Annotated in this window: 14 protein-coding genes; 5 read left to right on the top strand and 9 right to left on the bottom strand. The window is 62.5% G+C overall.

What is annotated here, in order from left to right:
• The first annotated feature begins 187 nt into the window (after nucleotides 1–187).
• Entirely contained in the window at nucleotides 188–2260 is a 2073-nt protein-coding gene (locus tag AC3EA7_RS07895; protein WP_488613495.1) for a S8 family serine peptidase, read from the top strand.
• Nucleotides 2261–2268: 8 nt separating this feature from the next.
• Here the strand turns inward: AC3EA7_RS07895 and AC3EA7_RS07890 are convergent, their stop codons facing one another.
• Nucleotides 2269–3414, bottom strand: coding sequence for an MFS transporter (locus tag AC3EA7_RS07890; protein ID WP_488613494.1), 1146 nt, complete (start codon nucleotides 3412–3414; stop codon nucleotides 2269–2271).
• A gap of 268 nt (nucleotides 3415–3682) precedes the next feature.
• On the opposite strand from AC3EA7_RS07890, the gene AC3EA7_RS07885 reads away from it, so the two are divergent.
• The 4 genes from AC3EA7_RS07885 to AC3EA7_RS07870 all read left to right on the top strand — a co-directional run bounded on the left by AC3EA7_RS07885 (nucleotide 3683) and on the right by AC3EA7_RS07870 (nucleotide 10338).
• Nucleotides 3683–6346 carry a protein kinase domain-containing protein gene (locus AC3EA7_RS07885; RefSeq protein WP_488613493.1) on the top strand — a complete coding sequence of 888 codons (2664 nt, stop codon included), beginning with the start codon at nucleotides 3683–3685 and terminating at the stop codon, nucleotides 6344–6346.
• Nucleotides 6347–6377: 31 nt separating this feature from the next.
• The gene (locus tag AC3EA7_RS07880; protein WP_488613492.1) at nucleotides 6378–7349 is read left to right on the top strand and encodes an alpha/beta hydrolase; all 972 of its coding nucleotides are present in this window, start codon (nucleotides 6378–6380) and stop codon (nucleotides 7347–7349) included.
• A gap of 448 nt (nucleotides 7350–7797) precedes the next feature.
• Nucleotides 7798–8529: a VOC family protein gene (locus AC3EA7_RS07875; protein ID WP_488613491.1), complete on the top strand. Its 732-nt coding sequence runs from the start codon at nucleotides 7798–7800 to the stop codon at nucleotides 8527–8529.
• Nucleotides 8530–8643: 114 nt separating this feature from the next.
• Nucleotides 8644–10338, top strand: coding sequence for a formate--tetrahydrofolate ligase (locus AC3EA7_RS07870; protein ID WP_488613490.1), 1695 nt, complete (start codon nucleotides 8644–8646; stop codon nucleotides 10336–10338).
• A 98-nt stretch (nucleotides 10339–10436) separates the two neighbouring features.
• Here AC3EA7_RS07870 and AC3EA7_RS07865 read toward each other — a convergent pair whose 3' ends face one another.
• The 8 genes from AC3EA7_RS07865 to AC3EA7_RS07830 form a co-directional block, all read right to left on the bottom strand.
• Entirely contained in the window at nucleotides 10437–11798 is a 1362-nt protein-coding gene (locus AC3EA7_RS07865; protein ID WP_488613489.1) for a GH1 family beta-glucosidase, read from the bottom strand.
• Nucleotides 11799–11844: 46 nt separating this feature from the next.
• Nucleotides 11845–12291: a hypothetical protein gene (locus tag AC3EA7_RS07860; RefSeq protein ID WP_488613488.1), complete on the bottom strand. Its 447-nt coding sequence runs from the start codon at nucleotides 12289–12291 to the stop codon at nucleotides 11845–11847.
• A complete protein-coding gene (locus AC3EA7_RS07855) occupies nucleotides 12216–13094 on the bottom strand; it encodes a Gfo/Idh/MocA family protein (RefSeq protein ID WP_488613487.1) in 879 nt (292 codons plus the stop codon). Before AC3EA7_RS07855 ends, AC3EA7_RS07860 begins: the two co-directional genes overlap by 76 nt.
• Entirely contained in the window at nucleotides 13091–14953 is a 1863-nt protein-coding gene (locus AC3EA7_RS07850) for a glycoside hydrolase family 20 zincin-like fold domain-containing protein (RefSeq protein ID WP_488613486.1), read from the bottom strand. Before AC3EA7_RS07850 ends, AC3EA7_RS07855 begins: the two co-directional genes overlap by 4 nt.
• 10 nt (nucleotides 14954–14963) lie before the next feature.
• Nucleotides 14964–16004, bottom strand: a complete 1041-nt coding sequence (locus AC3EA7_RS07845) for a Gfo/Idh/MocA family protein (RefSeq protein ID WP_488613485.1) — start codon at nucleotides 16002–16004, stop codon at nucleotides 14964–14966.
• A 33-nt stretch (nucleotides 16005–16037) separates the two neighbouring features.
• A complete protein-coding gene (locus AC3EA7_RS07840) occupies nucleotides 16038–18545 on the bottom strand; it encodes a fused MFS/spermidine synthase (RefSeq protein WP_488613484.1) in 2508 nt (835 codons plus the stop codon).
• Between the two features lie 162 nt (nucleotides 18546–18707).
• On the bottom strand, nucleotides 18708–20162 hold the full coding sequence (locus AC3EA7_RS07835) for an ABC transporter substrate-binding protein (protein WP_488613483.1): 1455 nt from the start codon (nucleotides 20160–20162) through the stop codon (nucleotides 18708–18710).
• 309 nt (nucleotides 20163–20471) lie between these two features.
• Complete coding sequence (locus AC3EA7_RS07830; RefSeq protein WP_488613482.1) at nucleotides 20472–21380, bottom strand: carbohydrate ABC transporter permease; 909 nt, start codon at nucleotides 21378–21380, stop codon at nucleotides 20472–20474.
• Between the last annotated feature and the right edge of the window lie 8 nt (nucleotides 21381–21388).

The following is a 21388-nucleotide window of genomic DNA, read 5'->3' as shown; positions in this document are numbered from 1 at the left end:
CTTTGTGCAAGCGACTCGTTATTGTCCAAATGACCGCAATTTAGTATCAGTCCTCAATTCTCAAAACCTCTGACAGAGGGATTGTTATTATACCACCTTCTCTCACAAAGAATTAACGCGCTCATCCACCCCCGCACGCAGCATCACCGGGTATAATGCATCATGTGTCCAGAGAGGCATTGATTGCATGTATCGCCATCTGCTCGCTCTCGTTGTTCTTGTTCTCATACTGGCGGCGCCGCTCGCTCCACCCGTCGCAGCCCGCGAGGCATCTGATGAACTAGTGGTGCGCCTCGCCGAAGGCTGGTCGCTGACCGCCGACGCGCGCGTTCGTGGCCCGTTCGCCGCACCCCTCGATGGCTTGCTGCGACGGTCTAGCGTCCGTCAAGCGCAGGCGCTCGGCGGCGACGCCTACCTGCTGCGCTTCGCTCGCTCATTTGAAAAGGGTGACCTGATCACGCGCCTGAACGATACGCCAGGCATTGTGTACGCGGAACCAAACCGTGAACGTCAGGCGCTGCGCGTTCCCGACGACGAAGGAGTCGACCGCCAGTGGTCACTGGCGGTCATTCAGGCATTCGATGCCTGGAACATCACGACGGGAAGCGAGATCACCATTGCTGTTCTCGACACCGGCGTGTCGCCGACACATCCCGATCTGAGCGGCCGCGTACTGCCCGGCTTCGATTTTGTGAACAACGATGATGACCCTCGTGATGATGATGGGCACGGAACATTCACCGCCGGCGTTGCGGCTGCGGCAGGCGACAACGGGATCGGCATCGCCGGCATCTGCTGGCGCTGTCGCATTCTGCCGGTCAAGGTGCTCAACCGGCGCGGTCGCGGCAATGACGCCGCTATCGCCGCCGGCATTCGTTTCGCGGTTGATCGCGGTGCGCGTATTATCAGTATGAGTTTTGGCGGACCGGACGACTCGCGGGTGTTACGCGAGGCGGTCGCGTATGCGCTGGAACGTGATGTGCTCCTGGTCGCTGCGTCGGGCAATGGTCAGACGGAGGGCAATCTACCCAATTACCCTGCGGCCTATCCGGGAGTTCTGGCAGTTTCGGCGACCGGACCGAACGACGCGATCACCAGTTTTTCGACAACCGGCGATTTTGTTGCGCTGGCTGCGCCGGGCGCCGAGGTGTGGAGCACCCTGTGGCGACGCACAACCGGCGACACGTATGGTTTTGCCGATGGCACATCCGCCGCCTGCCCGCATGTGGCAGGCGCAGCGGCGCTTGTGTGGACGGTGCGCCCCGAATTGTCCGCCCGTCAGGTCGCCGAAGTCTTGATGCTCGGCGCCGATGATCGCGGCGCTCCCGGCAAAGACCCGGCGTATGGGTATGGACGCCTGAACCTTTTGCGCGCGGTGCAGGTTGCGCTGGAACCCGATCTGCTGAACCGTTCGCGGATCGAGGGAGTTGTGCGGAGCGTCACCCCGGATCAAACCACGATTGTGCTGAGCGCCGGGCGGGAAACTCGCCCCGATACAGGGGGGTTCTACCGTTTCGACAATCTCCCTGCCGGTCAATATACGATCACCGCCCGCAGTCCTTCTGGCGAAACGCTGCAACAACAGGTGTCGTTAACGGGCACGGCGCTCAGCGTGGCGCGCGTCGATTTTGCACTGGATAGCGCCAGCGCCGCCAGCACGGCATTTGCTCCGGTTGCACCGCAGCGCGGCGTCGTCTACTTCCCCGAAACCGGGCACACGCTACGCGGCGTCTTCCTCTCCTACTGGCGCACACACGGCGGGTTGCCGGTTTTCGGATACCCGATCAGTGAAGAATTCATCGAGCGCAGTGAAGACGGGCGCGAGGCGCTGGTGCAGTATTTCCAGCGACACCGGTTTGAACTCCGCCCTGAGAACCGCCCGCCGTACCACGTTCAGTTGAGTCGCATGGGCGATATCATTCTTCGCGCGCGCGGCGTAGATTGGTTCACTTTGCCAAAAGGAGCGCCACGACAGGGATGCCGCTATTTCCCCGAAACCGGACACAGCCTCTGCGAGCCATTCCTCAGCGCCTGGAGAGCCAGCGGCCTCGAATTCGACCGCAGGCGCGGCAAGTCGGAAGCCGAGAACCTGGCGCTGTTCGGCATGCCAATCTCTGAACCGCAGATCGAAACGCTTCCTGACGGTCGCCCGATCCTGGTGCAGTGGTTCGAGCGCGCGCGCTTCGAGGATCATGGACCCGACGGAGTTCTGTTCGGGCTGCTTGGCGAAGAACTGGCGCGCCTTCGCGGATGGCGCTAACAGGTGCGTCACCTGTCCTTTCCCAGTGCCAGAATACTTGCACCAAGCGCAGCGATCAGCGCTGCCGCCGCAAACAATGCGCCATAGCCGTAATCGCGGTAGATCACGCCGCCGACTGCATTGGCGAACGCAACCGCCACGCCAAAAACCGCCATGCCGAACAGACTCTGCGCCGTTGCTTCGAGTCCCGAAGGCGCCAGGCGCTGCGCCTCGACCACGCCTGCTGTCCAGAGCGATGCAAAACAGAGACCGTGGAGCAGCTGGATCGTCAGCGCCCATTCCGGCGTTGGCGCTGACCAGTAGAGCAGCATACGAATGGTGTAGGCAATGCCCGCAGTAACAATCAGCCAGCGCGCCCCCCACCGGCGAATGGCAAATGCCGAGAACGCCATCACCGGCAGTTCGCTGATGCTGGCAATCGTATACGCCAGGCCGATCTGGGCGCTGCTGGCGCCCAGGTCTTCCATGTAGAGTGAAAAGAAGCCATGCATCAACGCTCCGCTGCATCCGATGAACATTGCGCCGACGAGAAACCGCGCCCAGCGCCCGTCGCGCAGCAGCCGACGCGCCGCCTGCACCACATTGACCGTCACCACTTCGGCGCGCGGCATCGCCAGCGCCGCCAGCGCACCTGCGATCGGGTACACCCAGAAGATCAAGCCTAACCCCATGCGCTGCACTGCCCACCCAAAGGCAATCGTGCTCAGTCCCCAGCCAAGCGCCCCCCAGACGCGTTGTGATCCATAGCGCTCGCGCGCATTCCCGAGCGCTGCCAGCGTGGCGCTATCCGCCAGCGGCGCAACCGGCGCAGCAAACAGGCTCATGACGCTTACCAGCGCAAAAATCAACCAGAAATCGGTCGTCACACCGAGCAGCAGCGCCGGCACAACTGCACCGGCGATGACCACCGGCAGCAACAGACGACGCAGGCGCAGCGCATCGGCAAACAATCCCCAAAGCGGGCTGGCGATCTGCAGGATGCTGCCCAACGACAGCAGCACCCCGATCTGCGCCAGATCCAGCCCGATGCTCCGATAATGCAGCGTGATGAACGGCATGAACGATCCCAGTGCGACGAACCAGCAAAAGTAGAATGCCTTCGGCGCAATCAACAGGCTCGTTGCGCGCGCCTGCAGCGAGACTCGCAGAGTCATGCGACGATCCAATCATCAGAATCAGGAGAGGGGCACACGCCTTCGTGCAGGAACATATGCACAACGCGCGACTATTATAGCCGGAAGTCCGTGGTATCATACGTACAGAACGTATAATTGGCAGGTCGGTTGCGTTCTTATACGATGAGGGCGCCGACGACGACGGTCATTCCCGACCCGGCGAGGGATCATTGAAATCACGTCGTTGTGTGCCGTGCATCAACAAAAGCCCGGAACGTCAGGCCATCTGTGAGCGAAAGAGACGTCCATGCCCGAGTTGAATCTGATCGGTCGAACGATTGGTCGCTTCGAGATCCTCTCCGAACTGGGTCGTGGCGGCATGGCGGTGGTCTACAAAGCGCGACAGACATCGCCCAACCGTATTGTTGCGCTCAAGGTGCTGCCGCCGGAGTTGAGCCTCGACCGCACATACATCGCCCGCTTCCGTCAGGAAGCCGATAGCGCCGCCGCGCTCGAGCATCCTAACATTGTTCCGATCTATGTGGTGGACGAAGCGGACGGATTGCACTACATTGCGATGAAGTTCATCGATGGGCGCACCCTGAAAGAGGTCATTCACGAGCGGGGCACATTGCCCGTCGATGAGACGATCCGGCTGGTCGAGCAGGTGGCGAGCGCACTCGATTATGCGCACAGCCAGGGAGTCATCCATCGTGACATCAAACCGTCCAATATGATGCTCGACCGCAGCGGATGGGTCTACCTGACCGATTTTGGTCTGGCGCGCGGCACAGGCGGCGGCGGGCTGACCGTCGCCGGCACGGTGATGGGAACACCGGAATATATGTCACCGGAGCAGGCGCAGGGCTTGCCGAACGTCGGATCGCCGACCGACATTTATGCGCTCGGTGTGGTAATCTATGAGATGCTCACCGGTCGCATGCCGTTCAAAGCGGATACGCCGCTGGCGATGCTGGTGGCGCGGCTGCAACAGGCGCCTATTCCGCCGCGCGACTTTCGCAGCGATCTGCCGCTGTCGGTGGAGGATGTGATTATGCGCGCGCTGGCGCGCAAGCCGGAGGCGCGTTACCCAAGCGCCGGCGAACTGGTAACGGCGCTCAAACAGGCGGCGGGGCCGGGCACAGGCTCGATGAGCAGCGCCACGCCACCTGTCTCGCCGCCTGCCGGGACGCCGCTGCCGTATGTGCGTACCGTGCCGCCATCGCCGCCCGCCGGAACCGCCGCGCCTCGTCCGCAGGCGCCTCCGGCGTCGCCTGCATATGGCGTTCCTGCCCAACCATACTCCCCCCCCTCTGGCGAACCGACCATCCACGCCAGTTCGCCAGCGTATGGCGTTGCTGCACAGCCACAGTCGCCACCCTCCGGTCTCCCCACAATGAATGTTCCACCAGGAACATTACCGCCGCCGCCCACGGCGCAGGCGCCCGCCAAAGCGAAGAAAGGCGGAAGTTTGGGATTGATCATCGGCGGCGTCGCAGCAGTGCTGTTGCTGCTCGTCGGCGCATTCTTCCTGATCCGCCCGTCAGACGGCAATGAACGTCCGCAGGTCACGACGGCGCTGACGCAGGCGAACCAGTTGTTCAACCAGCGCGGCAGTCTCGATCAGGCTATCGAAGCCTACCAGAATGTTCTGAACCTCGATAAACAGAATGTCGAAGCGCACACGCGCCTGGCGTTGATCTACCAGTTTCGTGATCGCTACACCGACGCCGAGAACTCGGCGCGCGCCGCAATCGCCGCCGATGCACGCGCTGCACTGGCGCACGCCGTGCTCGCCGAGTCGCTCCACAGCCAGGGACGGTATGATGAGGCGCTCGACGCTGCCGATGAGGCGGTTGCCGCTGATCCTGACCATCCGGCAGGATATGCGTCGCGCGCGGTCATCAAAGCCGCGCGCGCGCTCGACGATGCCGATGCAGCCATGCTGAGCGAGGCGGTGGACGATGCCGAGGCCGCGCTCGAAAAAGCGGCGGGGAAGGAGAACCTGCTTCAGGCGCTGGCGCATAATGCACGCGGCGTTGTCTATTGGTATCAATATCAGTTCAGCAACGACCAATCAATGGTTGCACGGGGCGGTGATGAGTTCAACCGCGCAATCGGCTTGCAGGGTCAGATCGCGGTTTTCCATTCGAACCTTGGCTACTTCTACAACGACCAGGGCGCGAATGCTCTCCAACGCGGCAACCGTCAGGACGCCGCGCCACTGCTCGAACTTGCGCGGCAGCAGTTCGAACGCGCTCAGGAGATCGATCCAGCATACGGGCATGCCCACGCCGGATTGGGGTGGAATCTCTACTATCTTGAAGACTATGCCGGCGCCGTGGCGGAATTCGATAAAGCGCTCGAACTCAATCCCCAGGATGCCAATGCGCACCTTGGGAAGAGTTATGCGCTGCTGGCGTTCTCGCCACCCGATTATGACCGTGCGATTGCAACCCTTGAACAGGCGATCACGATCACGCCCTACCGTCCCGATCTGTTCGCGCGTCTGGGATGGACGCATATGAGCAAAGGATTTAGCCTGCCATTCGGCAGCAGTGAACAGACATCGACCTACCAGCGCGCCGAGGATCGTTTCCGTGAGGCGCTCGACCGCAACGACCGTTTCGTCAGCGCTATTACCGGTCTGGGCTGGGCGCAGTCGGCACTCGGGCAGTACGAACAGGCGCTCGACACGCTGCAACAGTCCCTGGCGATCAAGGACGATCAGGCAGACGCACATTTTGGGGTCGGCTGGACGTACTACAACCAGGGGCGCTTCAATGACGCCGAGGTCAGTTTCCGCCGCGCGATCGAGATTGCGCCGAATGATGGCGGCAATTACTACTGGCTGGGGCTGACGCTCGAACAACTCGGGCGGGTAGAAGAAGCAAAGCAGGCGTATCGCACCGCCGTTGAGAAGGGGAGCCGCTTCGCGCAGCAGGAACTCGACCGGTTGGGGGGATCGTAGGCTGCGACGGTTTCGTGCGGGAATGACGACTGTGCCATTCGTTTCAGCCCCGGCGCTGCCGGTCGTGTACGATACGCGCGTGCGCCACGTGACGTTTTTCAGTCCGGCGCTTGGTGTGTCGCGGGGGTTTTTCATCTACATTCCGCCCGATGTCGATGATGATCATCGAGCGCCGACACTCTATCTCCTGCGCGGGCACGAGCGCGAATGGATCAATCCGTTCGAGGATCAATTGCGTGGCGGCAGGAATGTCATCGATGTTTACGAAACGCAACGCGCAGCCGGGCGCGTCGGTCCGCTGGCGCTGGTCTTCCCCGGCACATCGAGCGATGACAATCGCATTCCTGGCATGCTGCTCAATATGCGCGCGCCCCATCTGGCAGACGGCGCCTCCGGCATCGGCAGCGGTCGCTTCGCCGATTATTTTTTCAACGACCTGATTCCCTACATTGAGAGTCACTTCCCGGTTGTCGGCGGCGGTCGAGCGCGCGGCATCGTCGGTTTTTCGCTTGGCGGCGCGATGGCGCTGTCGGCGGCGGCGCGCCGTCCCGACCTGTTCGCCTGCGCCGGCGCATACGACGGTACGTTCCTGTACGCCTGCGACCGGGGGCGGCATGTCCGCAAGCGCGATCGCGTGGTTGCCAATGCGATGTTCGACGCTGCGTATGGTGTGCCGCGCGATTTGGCTTTCGTCGCTCAACACAATGCACCGAACCTGATTCTGCGCAGCCGGCGCGAGGAACTGGCGCGCATCACCTGGGTCGTGGCGTATGGTCCCGAAGCGCAGGAACCCTGGCAGTCGAATTACTATCGTGGCGAACATCTGCTGGCATGCCTGCATGCGCGGGGTTTCGCCAATGCGCTGGAAGACCCGGTGCTGCACGACGGCGACCATAGCTGGCGCACTGCGGATCGGTTCATCGCGCTGACGTTGCCGCTGTATGATCGCGCACTGCGTCATGAATCACTGAGGGCGCCTGACCGCGTCAGACACCCTCAGTGAGAGAAGAGAGGAGAAGGAGATAACGCTATCTTAGCATAAACTTAACATTCGCGCAAGAGCCTTTTTGATGTGTTTACGCTTCTCCTGAGAGTGACGGCTTCTTGCCCTCGAACACCGTCGCAGGCGGGACGCCCGCCGCCACCGTTGCAGGCGGGACGCCTGCGCTCCCAGGGTGATTGCCAGCGGGACGCCTGCGCTTCCAGGGTGATTGCCAGCGGGACGCCTGCGCTCCCAGGGTGATTGCCAGCGGGACGCCTGCGCTTCCGGGGTGACGAGGTGACCAACCGGCGAGACGCCTGCGCTCCCAGAGTGACGAGGTGGCCGACCGGCGAGACGCCTGCGCTCCCGGGTTTACGACGGTATCCAACGCTGAACACGTATTTTTGAAAGGGGCCTGTTGCAGCCGTTGCGCTCAACATCAACGATGTATCCGGCTGAAGGATTCTCAATGATTACCTGCATCGATCACATTGTCATTCTCGTCCGCGATCTACTGGCGGCGATAGACGACTACACAGCACTGGGGTTCACCGTGACGCCCGGCGGGGTCCATGCCGACGGTGCAACGCACAATGCACTGGTGGCATTCGCCGACGGCAGTTACCTTGAGTTGCTCGCCTTCCGCCGCGAGGCGCCGGAACATATCTGGTGGCGCCACACCGCCGATGGCGAAGGGGTGATCGACTTTGCCCTGCTCCCTGATGCAATCGACGAGGATGTTGCCGCCGCGCGCTCCCGTGGATTGGACATTGCCGGTCCCTTCTCCGGCGGCAGGGAACGCCCCGACGGTGTGCGCATCGCCTGGAAGACAGCCCGCCCCGCCACGCCGGACCTGCCATTCCTCTGCGGCGACGTAACCCCGCGCGACCTGCGGGTTCCGACCGGTGCAGCGCGCCAGCATGCCAACGGCGTCACCGGCATCGCACGGGTGCTGGTCGTAACTCGCAATCTGGCGGAGAGCGCTGCGCGCTACCGTGCACTGCTGGGAATCGAGGGCATGACCGTTGCGGAAGGTGTTTCCTTCTCACTGGGGTCATCGACCATCGTGCTGACCGCACTGAACAATCGGCGCCGTGAGGGACCCTGGGCGCTTGAATTGTACGGCGGCGCCCCCGGCGACCTGGACCTGGCGCGAACCCACGGGGCGCCGATACACATTGGCGTCCTATCGCCACAGTAGCGGAGTGTTCAGCCTCTGTTCTCACATTCGCACTACCGCCATCGTGTGTGTTTGCTATACTGCGGATGCGGCTGCAATGACGCATCCGCAGTATGATGCTTCAAAGGAGCAGCTATGCTTTCCGATCTCGACATCGCTCAGGCGGCGCGCCTCCGCCCGATCCGCGCCGTCGCCGCCGACCTCGGGCTGACCGACGATGACATTGAACTGTATGGTCGCCACGTCGCAAAAATCGATCTGGCCGTCCTGCAACGACTGACCGACCGGCCGCGCGGTCGCTACGTCGTCGTCTCCGCAATTACACCCACGCCTCTGGGCGAAGGCAAAACCACTACCACTATCGGACTGGGTCAGGCGCTGGCGCGCCTGGGGAAGCGTTCCGTCGTCACCATCCGCCAACCCTCGATGGGACCAACCTTCGGCATTAAGGGAGGCGCGGCTGGCGGTGGGTACAGCCAGGTCCTCCCGATGGAGCAGTTCAACCTGCATCTGACCGGCGACATTCACGCGATTGGCGCGGCGCACAATGTGCTGGCAGCGATGATCGACAACGCCCTGCATCATGGCAATCAGGCAGGCATCGACCCGTATACGATCTCGTGGCCCCGCGTGATGGACATCAGTGACCGCGCGTTGCGCAACATCGTCGTAGGGTTGGGAAAGAAGGAAGATGGTCCGATGCGCCAGGCGCGGTTCGATATCACGGTGGCATCGGAGGTGATGGCGATTCTGGCGCTCACAACCAGCCTGCACGACCTGCGGCAGCGACTGGGACGCATTGTTGTGGCGTACACGCACGATGGCGCGCCGGTGACCGCCGATGATCTGCACGCCGCAGGCGCTATGACTGTTTTGCTGAAGGAAGCCATCAAGCCCAACCTGCTACAGACGCTCGAAGGAACACCGGCGCTGGTCCACTGTGGACCGTTCGCCAACATTGCGCACGGCGCCTCATCGGTGCTGGCCGATCTGATCGGATTGCACTGCGCCGATTATGTGGTCACCGAAAGCGGGTTCGGCGCTGACATCGGTTTCGAGAAGTTCTGCGACATCAAATGCCGCGCCTCTGGTCTGGCGCCTGATGCAGTGGTGCTGGTTGCAACGGTGCGGGCGCTCAAGGCGCACAGCGGGCGCTACACCATCACCGCTGGCAAACCGCTCGATCCGCGGCTTGCTGAAGAGAACCCGGAGGATGTGACGGCAGGCGCTGCCAACCTTACCGCGCAGGTGCGGATCGCACGTCTCTTCGGGCGACCGGTGGTTGTGGCGATCAACCGCTTCCCCGGCGATTTTCCGTCGGAAGTTGAGGTGATACGGCAGGCGGCGCGCGACGCAGGGGCGTTCGATGTGGTTGAAAGTTTTGTGTTTGCCGATGGCGGCGCGGGTGGATATGATCTGGCAAAAGCGGTGATAAAGGCATGCGAAGCGCCAGGGAAGTTCGCGCCGCTCTACCCGCTCGATCTGAGCCTGCGCGAGAAGATCGAAACGCTGGCGACGAAGGTGTACGGCGCAGCACGGGTGGAGTACACGCCCGAAGCCTCACGGCAACTGGTGCGGTTCGAGCAGCAGGGGTATGGCGCCCTGCCGATCTGCATGGCAAAGACACAATTGTCGATCAGCCACGACCCGAAACTGCGCGGCGCACCATCGGGGTATATCTTCCCCATCCGCGAGATGCGCCTGGCAGCCGGTGCAGGTTTCATCTACCCGCTGGCAGGCGACATTCGCACCATGCCGGGGTTGCCGGCTCACCCTGCCGCTGAGCGGATCGACATCGACGCCGAAGGAAAGACGGTGGGATTGTCGTAGCGTTGGGCGGGGCGCAGGCGACCATGTGCATGAGCACAACACGCAGCAGCGCCATCCCTGCGGTTGCTTCGACAGGCTCAGCAACCGCAGGGGGATGCTCACCTCACGAAAACGTCCGCCTCCTCCACGGCATTCGCTGCAATCACCTGTTGCATGAACCGCGCCGAGTCTTTTGGGATGCGGCGCTGGGTCGCATAATCCACGTAGACGATGCCGAATCGCCGGCTGTAACCGAATGCCCACTCGAAGTTGTCCATCAACGACCAGACAAAATAGCCGCGCAACGGAACCCCGGCTGCGATGGCGTCGTGGCACGCTGCGAGATGACGCGCAAGGTAGCGTACCCGATCCGGGTCGTGGACGCTGCCATCAGGTGAGACTTCGTCCGGGTAGGCAGCGCCGTTTTCGGTGATGTACAGCGCCGCCGGTGCATAGTCGCGGTGCAATCGCTCCAGCAGTCGGCGCAGCGAGTCGGGACGCACTTCCCAATCCATATGGGTGTACTCGCCTTCCGGCCGTTCGTGCGCATATCCGAGACCGCCAGCCTGCGGATCGTCACGAATGACGGCGCGCGAGTAGTAGTTCACCCCCAGAAAATCGAGCGGCGCAGCAATGAGGCGCATGTCGTCGTTCTGCACCGGCGGCGTCTGCCCCATCTGCGCGTACAGTTCCAGCATATCGGCAGGGTATGCGCCACGGTAAAGCGGGTCCAGATACCAGCGGTTGAAGAAGCCATCGTACCGCCATGCGGCTGCGCGATCCGCGTCGCTATCGCTCGCCGGGTCGGCGGGCGAAAGGTTGAGGGTGATACCCGCCTGCGCGTCGGGACGCGCGGCGCGGATGGCGGCAATTGCCAATCCGTGACCGAGGAGCAGATGATGCGCTGCCGCAAGCGCCGGTCCTTCCTTCCGCCCCGGCGCATGGTCGCCGGTCCAATAGCCGAGAAACGCCGAACACCACGGTTCGTTGAGCGTGATCCAGTGTTTCACGCGATCCCCCAAGCGGCGCACCACCACATCGGCGTAGTCGGCGAACGCATACGCGGTCTTGCGCGCGGGCCATCCACCTGCGTCTTCGAGCGCCTGCGGCAGATCCCAGTGGTACAGCGTCGCACATGGCTGAATGCCGGCTTCCAGCAAGCCATCGACGAGGCGGTCGTAGAAATCGAGACCGGCAGGATTGATCGCTCCTGCACCCTGCGGAAGAATGCGGGGCCAGGCGATCGAAAACCGGTATGCCCGCAATCCAAGCGATTTCATCAGCGCGATGTCGTCGCGCCAGCGGTGGTAGTGATCGCACGCCGGATCGCCGGTATCGCCGTTGAGCACCTTTCCCGGCGTCGCGCAGAACCGGTCCCAGATCGACACGCCGCGTCCATCTTCGCGGGTGGCGCCTTCGATTTGAAAGGCAGCCGTCGCCGCGCCCCAGAGAAAATCGTCAGGGAAGTGTCGTGTTGCCATGAGGGAGCGTCCTTTGGAGGTCTGAACATCATCCAGCCCCGCACTGTCAGAGAAGCCCGTAGTATTCGTCGATGTCGCGCTGATAGGCGTCCACGGCGCCATCGAGCACGTCTTGCTGCGTCACGGTGCGCCCCAGCGCCGACGACTCCAGGATGGCGAAGGCGCACGCCAGGTCGCGCAACCCCTCTTCCCCGCTGGTCTCCGGGTCGGCGCCGCGTTCAATTGCGCGCAGCCAGTCGAGGTTCTGGATAGCGCAGGGGTCGGTCAGCCCAAGCGGAAAGCACTGCTCGCGCTCGGCAGACGTCATCCGCTGCTCGAAGGTCTTTTCCAGCGGCAGACGCTCGCCGTCCGCCAGCACGATCTGCCCGCCACGAATAGCTCCCGTGCTGCCGATGATCGCCGGTGCACCATTGATCGTCAGTTCTTCCGGCGAACCGGCCCAGCTCCACCACAACTGCCCGATCGCGCCGCGTTCGAACTGAAGGGTTGCCATATAGGTGTCATCGACATCCGCCTGCACCTGATCAATGACATTGCCCTGTGCATCGCGCAGATAACGTATTGGCGCAAAAGTGCGCGAACAGCGTTCACTGCGGCGATTTCGCCGACCACATAACGCTGGAAGTGCATCTGATGCACACCGATATCGATGCTCCCGCCGCCGCCGCCGAGCAGTTTTTTGTGACGCCATGGCGTTTCTGCAACAATCCGATCCGGCGACCAGAGTCCACCGAGGACTCCCATCACCGAGATCTGCGGTTCGCCGATCAATCCCTGGCGCACTACCCACGCCATCGCGCGCACGATGCGCGCCTGGCGCACATTCTCAAACACGCCAAATGTGACCCCACGCGCCTTTGCTGCCGCCACCATCTTCTTCGCCGCGCGCACGGAAATTGCCAGCGGCTTCTGCGACAGCAGATGCAACCCGGCGTCGATGGCGGCAAGCCCCACCTGATGGTGCAGCGCCAGCGTCGTCAGGTCGTTAATCGCATCCACCTTTCCCGAGGCGATGAGATCGCGGTAGTCGGTATAGATGGCGACTTCCACATCGTCGTGGATGTCGGAGACATAGGTGTGCGGCGCTGCCAGCGGATCGCCGGTCGCCGGATCGAGCACCGGCGGACGGGGCGGCGGTCCTTCGCCGCGTTTGCGGAACATGAGCGCGTCCTCCACCCGGCGCGCACAGAGGGCGGTGATCCGAAAATGGTCGATCCCCATCCGACGGAGCTGCAGATACCCCTGGAGGTGGGCATTCAAAATCCGTCCGCAGCCAACGATGCCGATACGAATCATGGCGTCTGCTCCTGAGCGGTATAGCGGGCGCGCACGCGCTCCAGCCGCGCCACGCTATCGGACAACCCGCCGAGGCGGTTGCGCGCCAGCCAGAGGCGTTCGTACTCGCGGATAATTTCGCGCATGTCATCATTCAACAACCGACGACGCGGCAGGGCGCCGGCGCCATCGGCAGCGGTCAGCAACTGTCCCAGGCGACAGGCATGCCGCAACAGGCGCACCGTATTGTCGAACTCCTGAAGAATGAGCGGCGCATCGGAGCGAGTCATACGCTCGGCGGCAATGGGCTGAGTTGCGGCGTCGATCGCATCGAGCGCGCGGTCGAAGTCGAGCGGCGGCAGGGCGGATGGATTGGAGACCGGCGGCGATTGCAACACCCAGAACAGCACCGACGAGTTTGGCGGCTCATATCCGACGGCGTGATACACATTTCCCAAATCGTATGCCACTTTCCCCATCGCGCCGGTCGGGTCGGTGAACGCATGCCGACTGACCGCCGCCTGTACGTTCGCGTCGCGATTGGCGGCGTATGCCCATGCGAATGCCGCACCCATCGCAAACCCCAGGAAACTGACCGGCAAGACCTGCCAGTGCCCCATATCACCCCAGTCGGTAATCAGGTAGCCGATGGCGCCATGCTTCAATCCATTCTCAGCAGCGTTGCGCAGGTTCCCCAAAGCGTTGTCGGTACGTCCGGCAATGCTCTGCCACGACGACGTGCCAGGGCAGACGTAGAACGGAATGCCCGCCGCTGCATAGCGGGCGCAGGTGAGGTCAAAGGGGTGATCGGCTTCATATCCCCATTCGAGTGCGATGACATCGCGCGGCAACTCACCGATCAGTTCCGGGTGATTATTGACGATATCGCCCCAGAACATCATCGTGCGCCCGTGGTGTTTCACGGCGTCGTAGAGTTTGAGCAGAAAATCGAGGTACACCCGCTCGACGCCGCGCTGCGTGCAGGCGTCTTTGCTGCGTCCCTGCCCGAGATCGACCGTCTCATCGCACCCGACGTTGAACAACCGGCTCGAAAAATGCGGCAGCAGTTCATCGTACAGGCTGCGCACCAGATCGAGGCTGCCCGGATCTTCTGGCGCCAGGCTGAATGGTCCCTGCATGACGCCCCACGGCGCCTGGAATTCGCCGTGGGTCTCGGCGAGCGCCGCGTAACGCGGGTGGATGAGCCAGCGGTGCATATGACCGAACGAGTTCTGGTTGGGCACAAGATCGATGAACCGCTCTTTGCAGTACGCATCGAGCGCCAGCGCCTCTTCGCCGGTCAGCGGCGAGGCGCGCGCCCACACATCGGGATGATTACGGTAGGCAAACGTATGCTCGGTGTAAAGCTGCACCTGATTGATCTTCCAGCCTGCCAGCATATCGATCAGCATGAACAGGGTTTCCATCGTTGGAACCTTGTCGCGGCTGATATCGATCATCACCCCGCGCGCGGCAAAATCGGGATGGTCGTTGATGTACAGGCATGGAAAGGTGCGTCCGGTCTGTTCCACGATCTGGATCAGGGTGCAAACGCCGTAGAAGATGCCAGCCGGGGTTGGCGCTTCGATAATGATGCCGCCGTCCTTGATAGTCAGAACATACCCCTGCGGATGGTCGGCGCTGCCGGCAGTCACCCGCAGCGTAGCGCCGATCTCGCCTGGAGGACCTTCCGGCGTCGCGGTCAGTTCCCATTCGACGCCGGCATGGGCGCGTAGCGCACGTTGCAGGCGGCGCGCCGCACATAGCAGATCTCCCGGCGCAGCGCCCTGGAGCAGAATGCGCTGCGCCGATGTCACCACGTACACCCCCGGCAGGAAAGTCAATGACCGTGGCATTGGAAGAAGCGAAAGATGATCCATACCCCTCCTCCTATGCCAGCGCCGTCATCGGCAGCGGCAGTGACACAGCGCGCCCCTCAGCCGCCGAGATGATGCCTGCATCGAGCACCTCCTGCGCCATCAAGCCGACGTCGGCGCTGCACAGACCGGTGATCGGCTTGCCGGAGCAGATGTGACCCAGGAAGTACTCGGCGCTGTTACGCATCCCGACCGGCGGTTCCGGCACGTCGAGGCGCATGCCGTCGCGATGCTCGCGGTCTGCCAGCCACAGTTCTTTGCCGTGCTCGCGGATGTGAATGGTTCCCTCACTGCCATAGATCATCGGCTCGTAGCTAGTCATATCGCCGACTTGCGTCCATGACGCAGTCGCGGTGCTGATGGCGCGCGCGTGCTGCATGACGATCACCGCATTATCTTCTGCTGGCAGATCGGGCTTCCACAGGCGCCCCGTCAGCGCTGTGACGCGGGAGGGCAACCCGAGCAGCGCGCAGGTCAGCGCTGCGCCATAGCAGCAGTAATCCATCAGCGCACCGGCGCCGTTGCGCCGCGGGTCGTAGAGCCATTCACAGAAAAAGGGCGAACAACCGAGTTCACGCGGCCCAATGTGGGCGGCGCGGTAGTTGACCTGCCAGACTTGACCGATGCGCCCCCCGGCAATCAGGTGCAGCGCATATTGCATTGTAGGCCACCACATGATGGGCCAGTTGACCATCAACTGAACGCCAGCCGCGGCAGCGGCGCCGCGCATGCGCGCTGCATCGGCATACGTCGCCGCCATCGGCTTTTCGACCATGACATGCAGACCGCGCTCCGCCGCCATTTCGGTCAACTCTGCGCCGCGCAGATTGTCGCTGAAGACATATACTGCGTCGAGCTTGACCGCATCCAGCATGTCGCTGTAATCATCGAAGACCTGTTCGCACCCCAGCGACCTGATGTGTTCACGCAGCGCGGGGTTGGGGTCTGCCGCAGCCACCAGCACGCCATCATCGCAGTTCGCCAGGTCCTGGAGGTTCCCCCACACGTGGTCATGAGTCAGCCCCAGCACGCCGACCCGTAGTTTGTCCGCCATTGCTGTGCTCCTTCTGATCGTCTTGCTGCTACGCTAGCGCCCTGCATCGCGCGCCGCTGCGCGCGCATACGGTTCGAGCGCCGTCAGGATGCGTTCGCGATCCATAGCCGGAATGAAAAAGGCGCGATCATCACGCACAATGCGCCCTTCTGCCGCAAACGCCGCCACTTCGTCCTCGTGCATGATCATGTCCGCTGCCAGCAACCGGCTGTCGCCAAGGTCCGCACCGGCTGCCGATTGCTTCAATTGCGCGTCGAGCGCCAGAATCTGATCGCGCGTCAGCGGGTGCGGCGTGGCGACGAGAAAACTGTGCGTGGCGCCAGTGTACCACAGCGTCGTGTGTGGGAAGACGCTCTGAAACGTGTGGATAATGTCGCGGTAGTCGCGTTCCGAAAGGTCGTGGAACGGCAGCCACTGGATGAAGACGCCATCATCGGCGAGGCGATCTTTCACCATCGTGTAGAACTCGAAGGTGAACAGCGCCCAACTGCTGCTGTTGATCGGATGGGTGGCGTCGGCGGTAATGATGTCGTAGCGTTCGGCGCTGCGCAGCAGGTAGTTGCGTCCATCTTCAATCGTGATCTGGAAGCCGGGACGATTGAGGACGCCTCGATTTTCGGCTTCATAGAGGCGCGCTGCCTCAACCTGTTCGGCAACCAGTTCGACGGCGTGGATGCGCGGGATCGGATGGGTTGCCATGGCGCCCGAGGCGATGCCATTGCCGAAGCTGATCATCAGCGCATTCTGCGCATCCGGGCGCAGAAGCGCCGGCAGATGACCGAGGAGATGGAAGGCGCGCATGCTGTGTTTGTCAGTGGGAACCTCATTGCGCCCGTTGACGAACGACATTTTGAGCGGCGGGTATTTGACCTCGAACACGGCAACGGTGGCGTCCACCCCCTCACGGTAGTACACCAGTTCCGGGATGACCCCCTCGCGGAACCCCAGGTAGACGCCCGGCGGCAACAGCGCCGCCGCCAGCGCCGTCGCTCCCAGCGCCCCTGCGAGGCGCACCCGCGCGCCCCATACCGGCGACGCCATCAGTACGGCAGTGGCGCCAAGCGCCAGGTTCAGCGCCGCGAGCAACAGGGAAGCGCGTTGCAGCCCGATCAATGGAATGAAGACAAAGCCCGACATGAATGCGCCCAGCGTCGCGCCGACAGTGTTGAACGCATAGAGCCGCCCAACCCGCGAACCCACTGCGCCCCGATCCGGCGCGGCAGGGGCGTCTGTGGTGAACGATGCCGTATACAGCCGCGCTGCAACCGGGAAAACCGCGCCCATCAGCAGCGTCGGAACGATCATGATTACGGCGGCGGCGAAGAACTCCGCCCACAGCGTGCCGAGAAAAGTGGTTCTGGCGGTAAACAGATCGAGCAGAGTCGGCATGCGCGCAAAGGCGTAGAGCGCAATCACCGCCCCCATCCCGATCCCGATCTGCAACCAGCCAAAGAGCGCCAGCGGCTGTGCGCGCCGGTCGATCCGCCGTCCCATCCAGGCGCTGCCAGCCGCCAGACCGATCAGAAACGTCACCAGCATGATGGTGAACGAATAGACGGCATTCAGGCTGAAAATCGCCAGTGTGCGCGTCCATGCCACCTGATAGCCCAGCGCTGCAAACCCGGACAAGGCATACCCGATCAACGCCAGTCGCGCCGGGGTGAGCAGGGACGCCGCAGGTCCGGCAGCGGGGAGCGCCGGCGTTGTCGCAATGGCGCCGTTGTGCGCAATGCGCGCGCCGGTCGTCGTTTCACCAGTTGCCTGGAGCGCCACGACGGCGCGCCCGCCCGACGCACGCTGCGCCGGTTTGCGCGCCGTGCGTTTCGGTTGTGGCGCTGGCGTCGATACCGCCGGTTGTGACGGTGCAGGCGCCACTGGCGTTTCCTGCCAGCGGCGCGCCAACCAGAATGATGCGCCTGCCGCCGCCAGGTCAAGCCCGCCGCCGAGGTAGAGCGACCAGTTGACGCCGAGCGAGGGGATCAGGATCAACCCGGCAGCCAGCGCCCCCAGCACGCCGCCGAACGTGTTGATGGCATACAGGGCGCCGAGCCGCTGTCCGCGCTCCTGGTCGCGCGCTGCCAGCACCTGCGCCAGCACCGGTAACGTGCCTCCCATCAGGAAGGTCGGCGGCGCGAGCGCCAGCGTGGCAAGCGCCGTGCGCGCAGCGTTGTACGCGAAGAGGTCTGGCTGCAGATGGCGCGCAATCCAGACATAGAGGTCGGTCAATCCGGCAAAGAGCGGCGGCGTGGCAAAGGCAAACAGCGCAACGCCGATCTGTAACAGGGCGAAGAGGCGCAGGAGCGCTGCGGTTGGCGCTTTGGAGTTCTCGCGCTGCTTCAGGCGCGCCGTGATTCTGCCAAACACCCAACTGCCCAGCGCCAGCCCACCCATGAAGGCGGTCAGCACTGCGCTGGCGGCATACACGCTGACGCCGAAACTGAGGCTGAGCAGGCGAAACCAGACGACCTCATAGATCAGACCGCTCGCGCCACTGACAAAGAAGATTACCAATACCAGCCTGGTCTGCTGCGCCTGCTTCACGGATCACTCCTGCTGTGCGATCTTGATCGTCTGCTTCGTGACAAAGGCGCTTCGCGCAACGCCCAGGCATCACACAAAGCGCCCTGTCCGACAGCCATCGTTGACAACTTCCGCGCCGTCGCCCACAGGGGCAGGCAATCCTCTCCCCTGCTGGCGCAGCGACTACCGTCCCGCCTCTCTACGGATGCGTTCCAGCGCGGCATTGACGTCCGACTCGAGGATCGGCATCAGATCGGAGGCTTTCGCGTTAGGATCGTTCCAGAACGGACTCAAGAGGTTGTCCCAGGTCTGACTGAGTTCATCGAACTTGACCAGCAGGTGGTTCGACGACTCACGTCCGTGACTGAAGGCGCCCTGGAACGACTCTTTGGTCTTTTCTGCCGGAACACACTTCTCATACTGCTTGTAGTAGTCGTTGAGCAGGCTCTGACGCACCGGCGGGGTGCCGGTTGCCAGCGTATAAGCACGCTGCTGCTCCGCCGATGCCAGGAACTTCACGAAATTCCATGCCAGGTCGGTGTTCTCGGCGTCCATTCCGGCTGTAATCACCCATGGGTCGGTAAAGATGGTCGCGCGGATATTGGCGTCGGGCGTGCCCCAGGGAAGCGGCGCTGCGCCCCAGCAGAAGCCGTTCGGGTCGTCGATGATCTCCTTATAGTTCCAGTGGCCCCAGCCGCCGGTCATAAACATGGCGACTCGCCCGGAGAGGAAGGCGCCGCCCAGTTGATCGAGCGCCTGAGACGCTGCCTGGTCGGGAGCGACCTTGTGGACGTACACCAGGTCGTGAACTGCCTGGAATGCGGCGGCGGTTCCTTCGTCCAGCCTGATGGGGTCGGAGAAGCCGGTTTCGAGCGCTTCTTTGGTGAACGGGTCCTTGCCCCAGATCATCGGGATGCTGTCGAAGGGGGGCCACAGTCCGTTGACGCCGCCATACACCGCCGTGCTTGGATCGTCCGGGTTCTTCGTCAGCTTCTTAGCAGTCTCAAGGAACGCATCCCATGTCCACGACTTGTCGTTCCAGTCGCTTGGCGGATATGGCACGCCAGCCTCATCAAACAGCTTCATGTTGTAGTACACGTAGCTGCCGGTGGTGAGAAACGGAATGCCGTACTGTTTGCCTTCGACATTGTAGATGGTGAACACTTCGGGGATAAAGTCGCTCGTGTCCCACTTATCGCGTTCGATCAGCGGCGTCATGTCTGCCAGCAAGCCGCGGAAGCGGTCGCTGGCGAAGCCATCGCCGCCCCAGTTGGACGACCAGACGTGCAGCGGTTCCCTGGCGGCGATCATCGCCTCACGCTTGACCGCGATATCGTCCTGGTTAATGTTGAGCACTTTCACGAACACATCTGGCGCAACCTGCTGATAGGCCGGCAGCACGACATCGCGCTCCCAGCGGTTCTCGGTCGCATTGATGCGCACCATCCAGACCAGCACCTTTTGTCCAGGTTGAGGTTGCTGTGCGAACTCCAAAATCGGCGTAGGCGTCGGCAGATTGACGTCTGGTGCAGTGGTTGGCGCGGCAGTGGGCGATGTCGCCGGTTGCCCGCCGCATGCCGCCAGCACCAGCATCAACGCGCCAAGCAGAAGTATCCAGGGATACGGTTTCATGCGCATGCTTGTGTCTCCTTCATCGTTGCAAGGCCACACCGTGTAACGAGTCTCTGTCCCGATCCACCTCCTCTCCAGTTTCTGTATACAACGAGAGCAGCGTACTGCGCCACTCGCCGGCATATGGTTGACAGCGTATGCACGGCGTGGTGCATTGCGCGGAACAGGCGCATTCGGAGTTCGCACGGACTCCGCTTCCGGCTGTCAGGAACGCACACTGCCGCAGTCTCCCGTCAGATAACCTCCCATACAGCGCCGTCGGCATTCCGGGACGAGGGCGCAGGCGAAAGCGATGGGACGCAGCGAGCCGCCGATCTACCCTTTGATGCCAGTCACCACAATCCCCTGGATGAAATAGCGTTGCGCCAGGAAGAAGAGCGCCATTGGCGGAATCAGCGTGACCAGCGACGCCGCCATGAGCAGGTGGAACGCGGTGCCGCCAAACGGCGCACGGAACTGTTGCAAGCCAATTGACACCGGATAGTTGTACTGCGAATTGATGTAGAGCAGTGGACCCATGAAGTCCTGGTAGTGGAACATGAAACTCATAATGGCGACGGCGCCAATGGCTGGCAACGACAGTGGCACAATAATGCGCCACCAGATGCCGAAATAGCCGGCGCCATCGATCAGCGCCGCCTCCTCATAATCTTTTGGCAGCGTCTTATAGAACTGACGGAGGAGGAAAATGAGATAGGCGCTGCCGAAGAACTTCGGCACGAGCAGCGGGAGGTACGTATCGATCCATCCCAGACGGGCGAAGATAATGTATTGCGGGATGAGCGTCACCCAGAAGGGCAGCATCATCGTTGAGAGCACCAGCACGAATAGGGCATTCTTGCCCGGCGCGCGCAGCCGCGCAAAGCCATAAGCAACGAGTGCACACGAAAGGGTCTCGCCCAGCATTGCACCGCCCGCGTAGATCAGCGTATTTCGGAAATAGATGTCGAAGCGGTTTTCTCCGGTCAGCGCCTGGCGATAGTTGTCCCATTGCGGCGCCGCCGGAATCCAGACTGGCGGGAACTTTGCCACTTCCGCACGGGTTTTCAGCGATGTGGAGAACATCCACACCAGCGGGAACAGGATAATAATCAATCCGAGCGCAACAACAGTTGTCGAAAGCGCAGTAATGATCTGCTCACGCCGTCGCTTGCTCGACCAGAGTCCGCGCCGTACCAGAGGGGTTGCCGGGCGCACGCCCGGAGATGTCGTTTGTGTTGCCATTGCTCGTC

The organism is Roseiflexus sp., assembly GCF_057785375.1.
The sequence above is the reverse complement of the archived record's forward strand: the minus strand, read 5'-3'. Positions and strand labels throughout refer to the sequence as shown.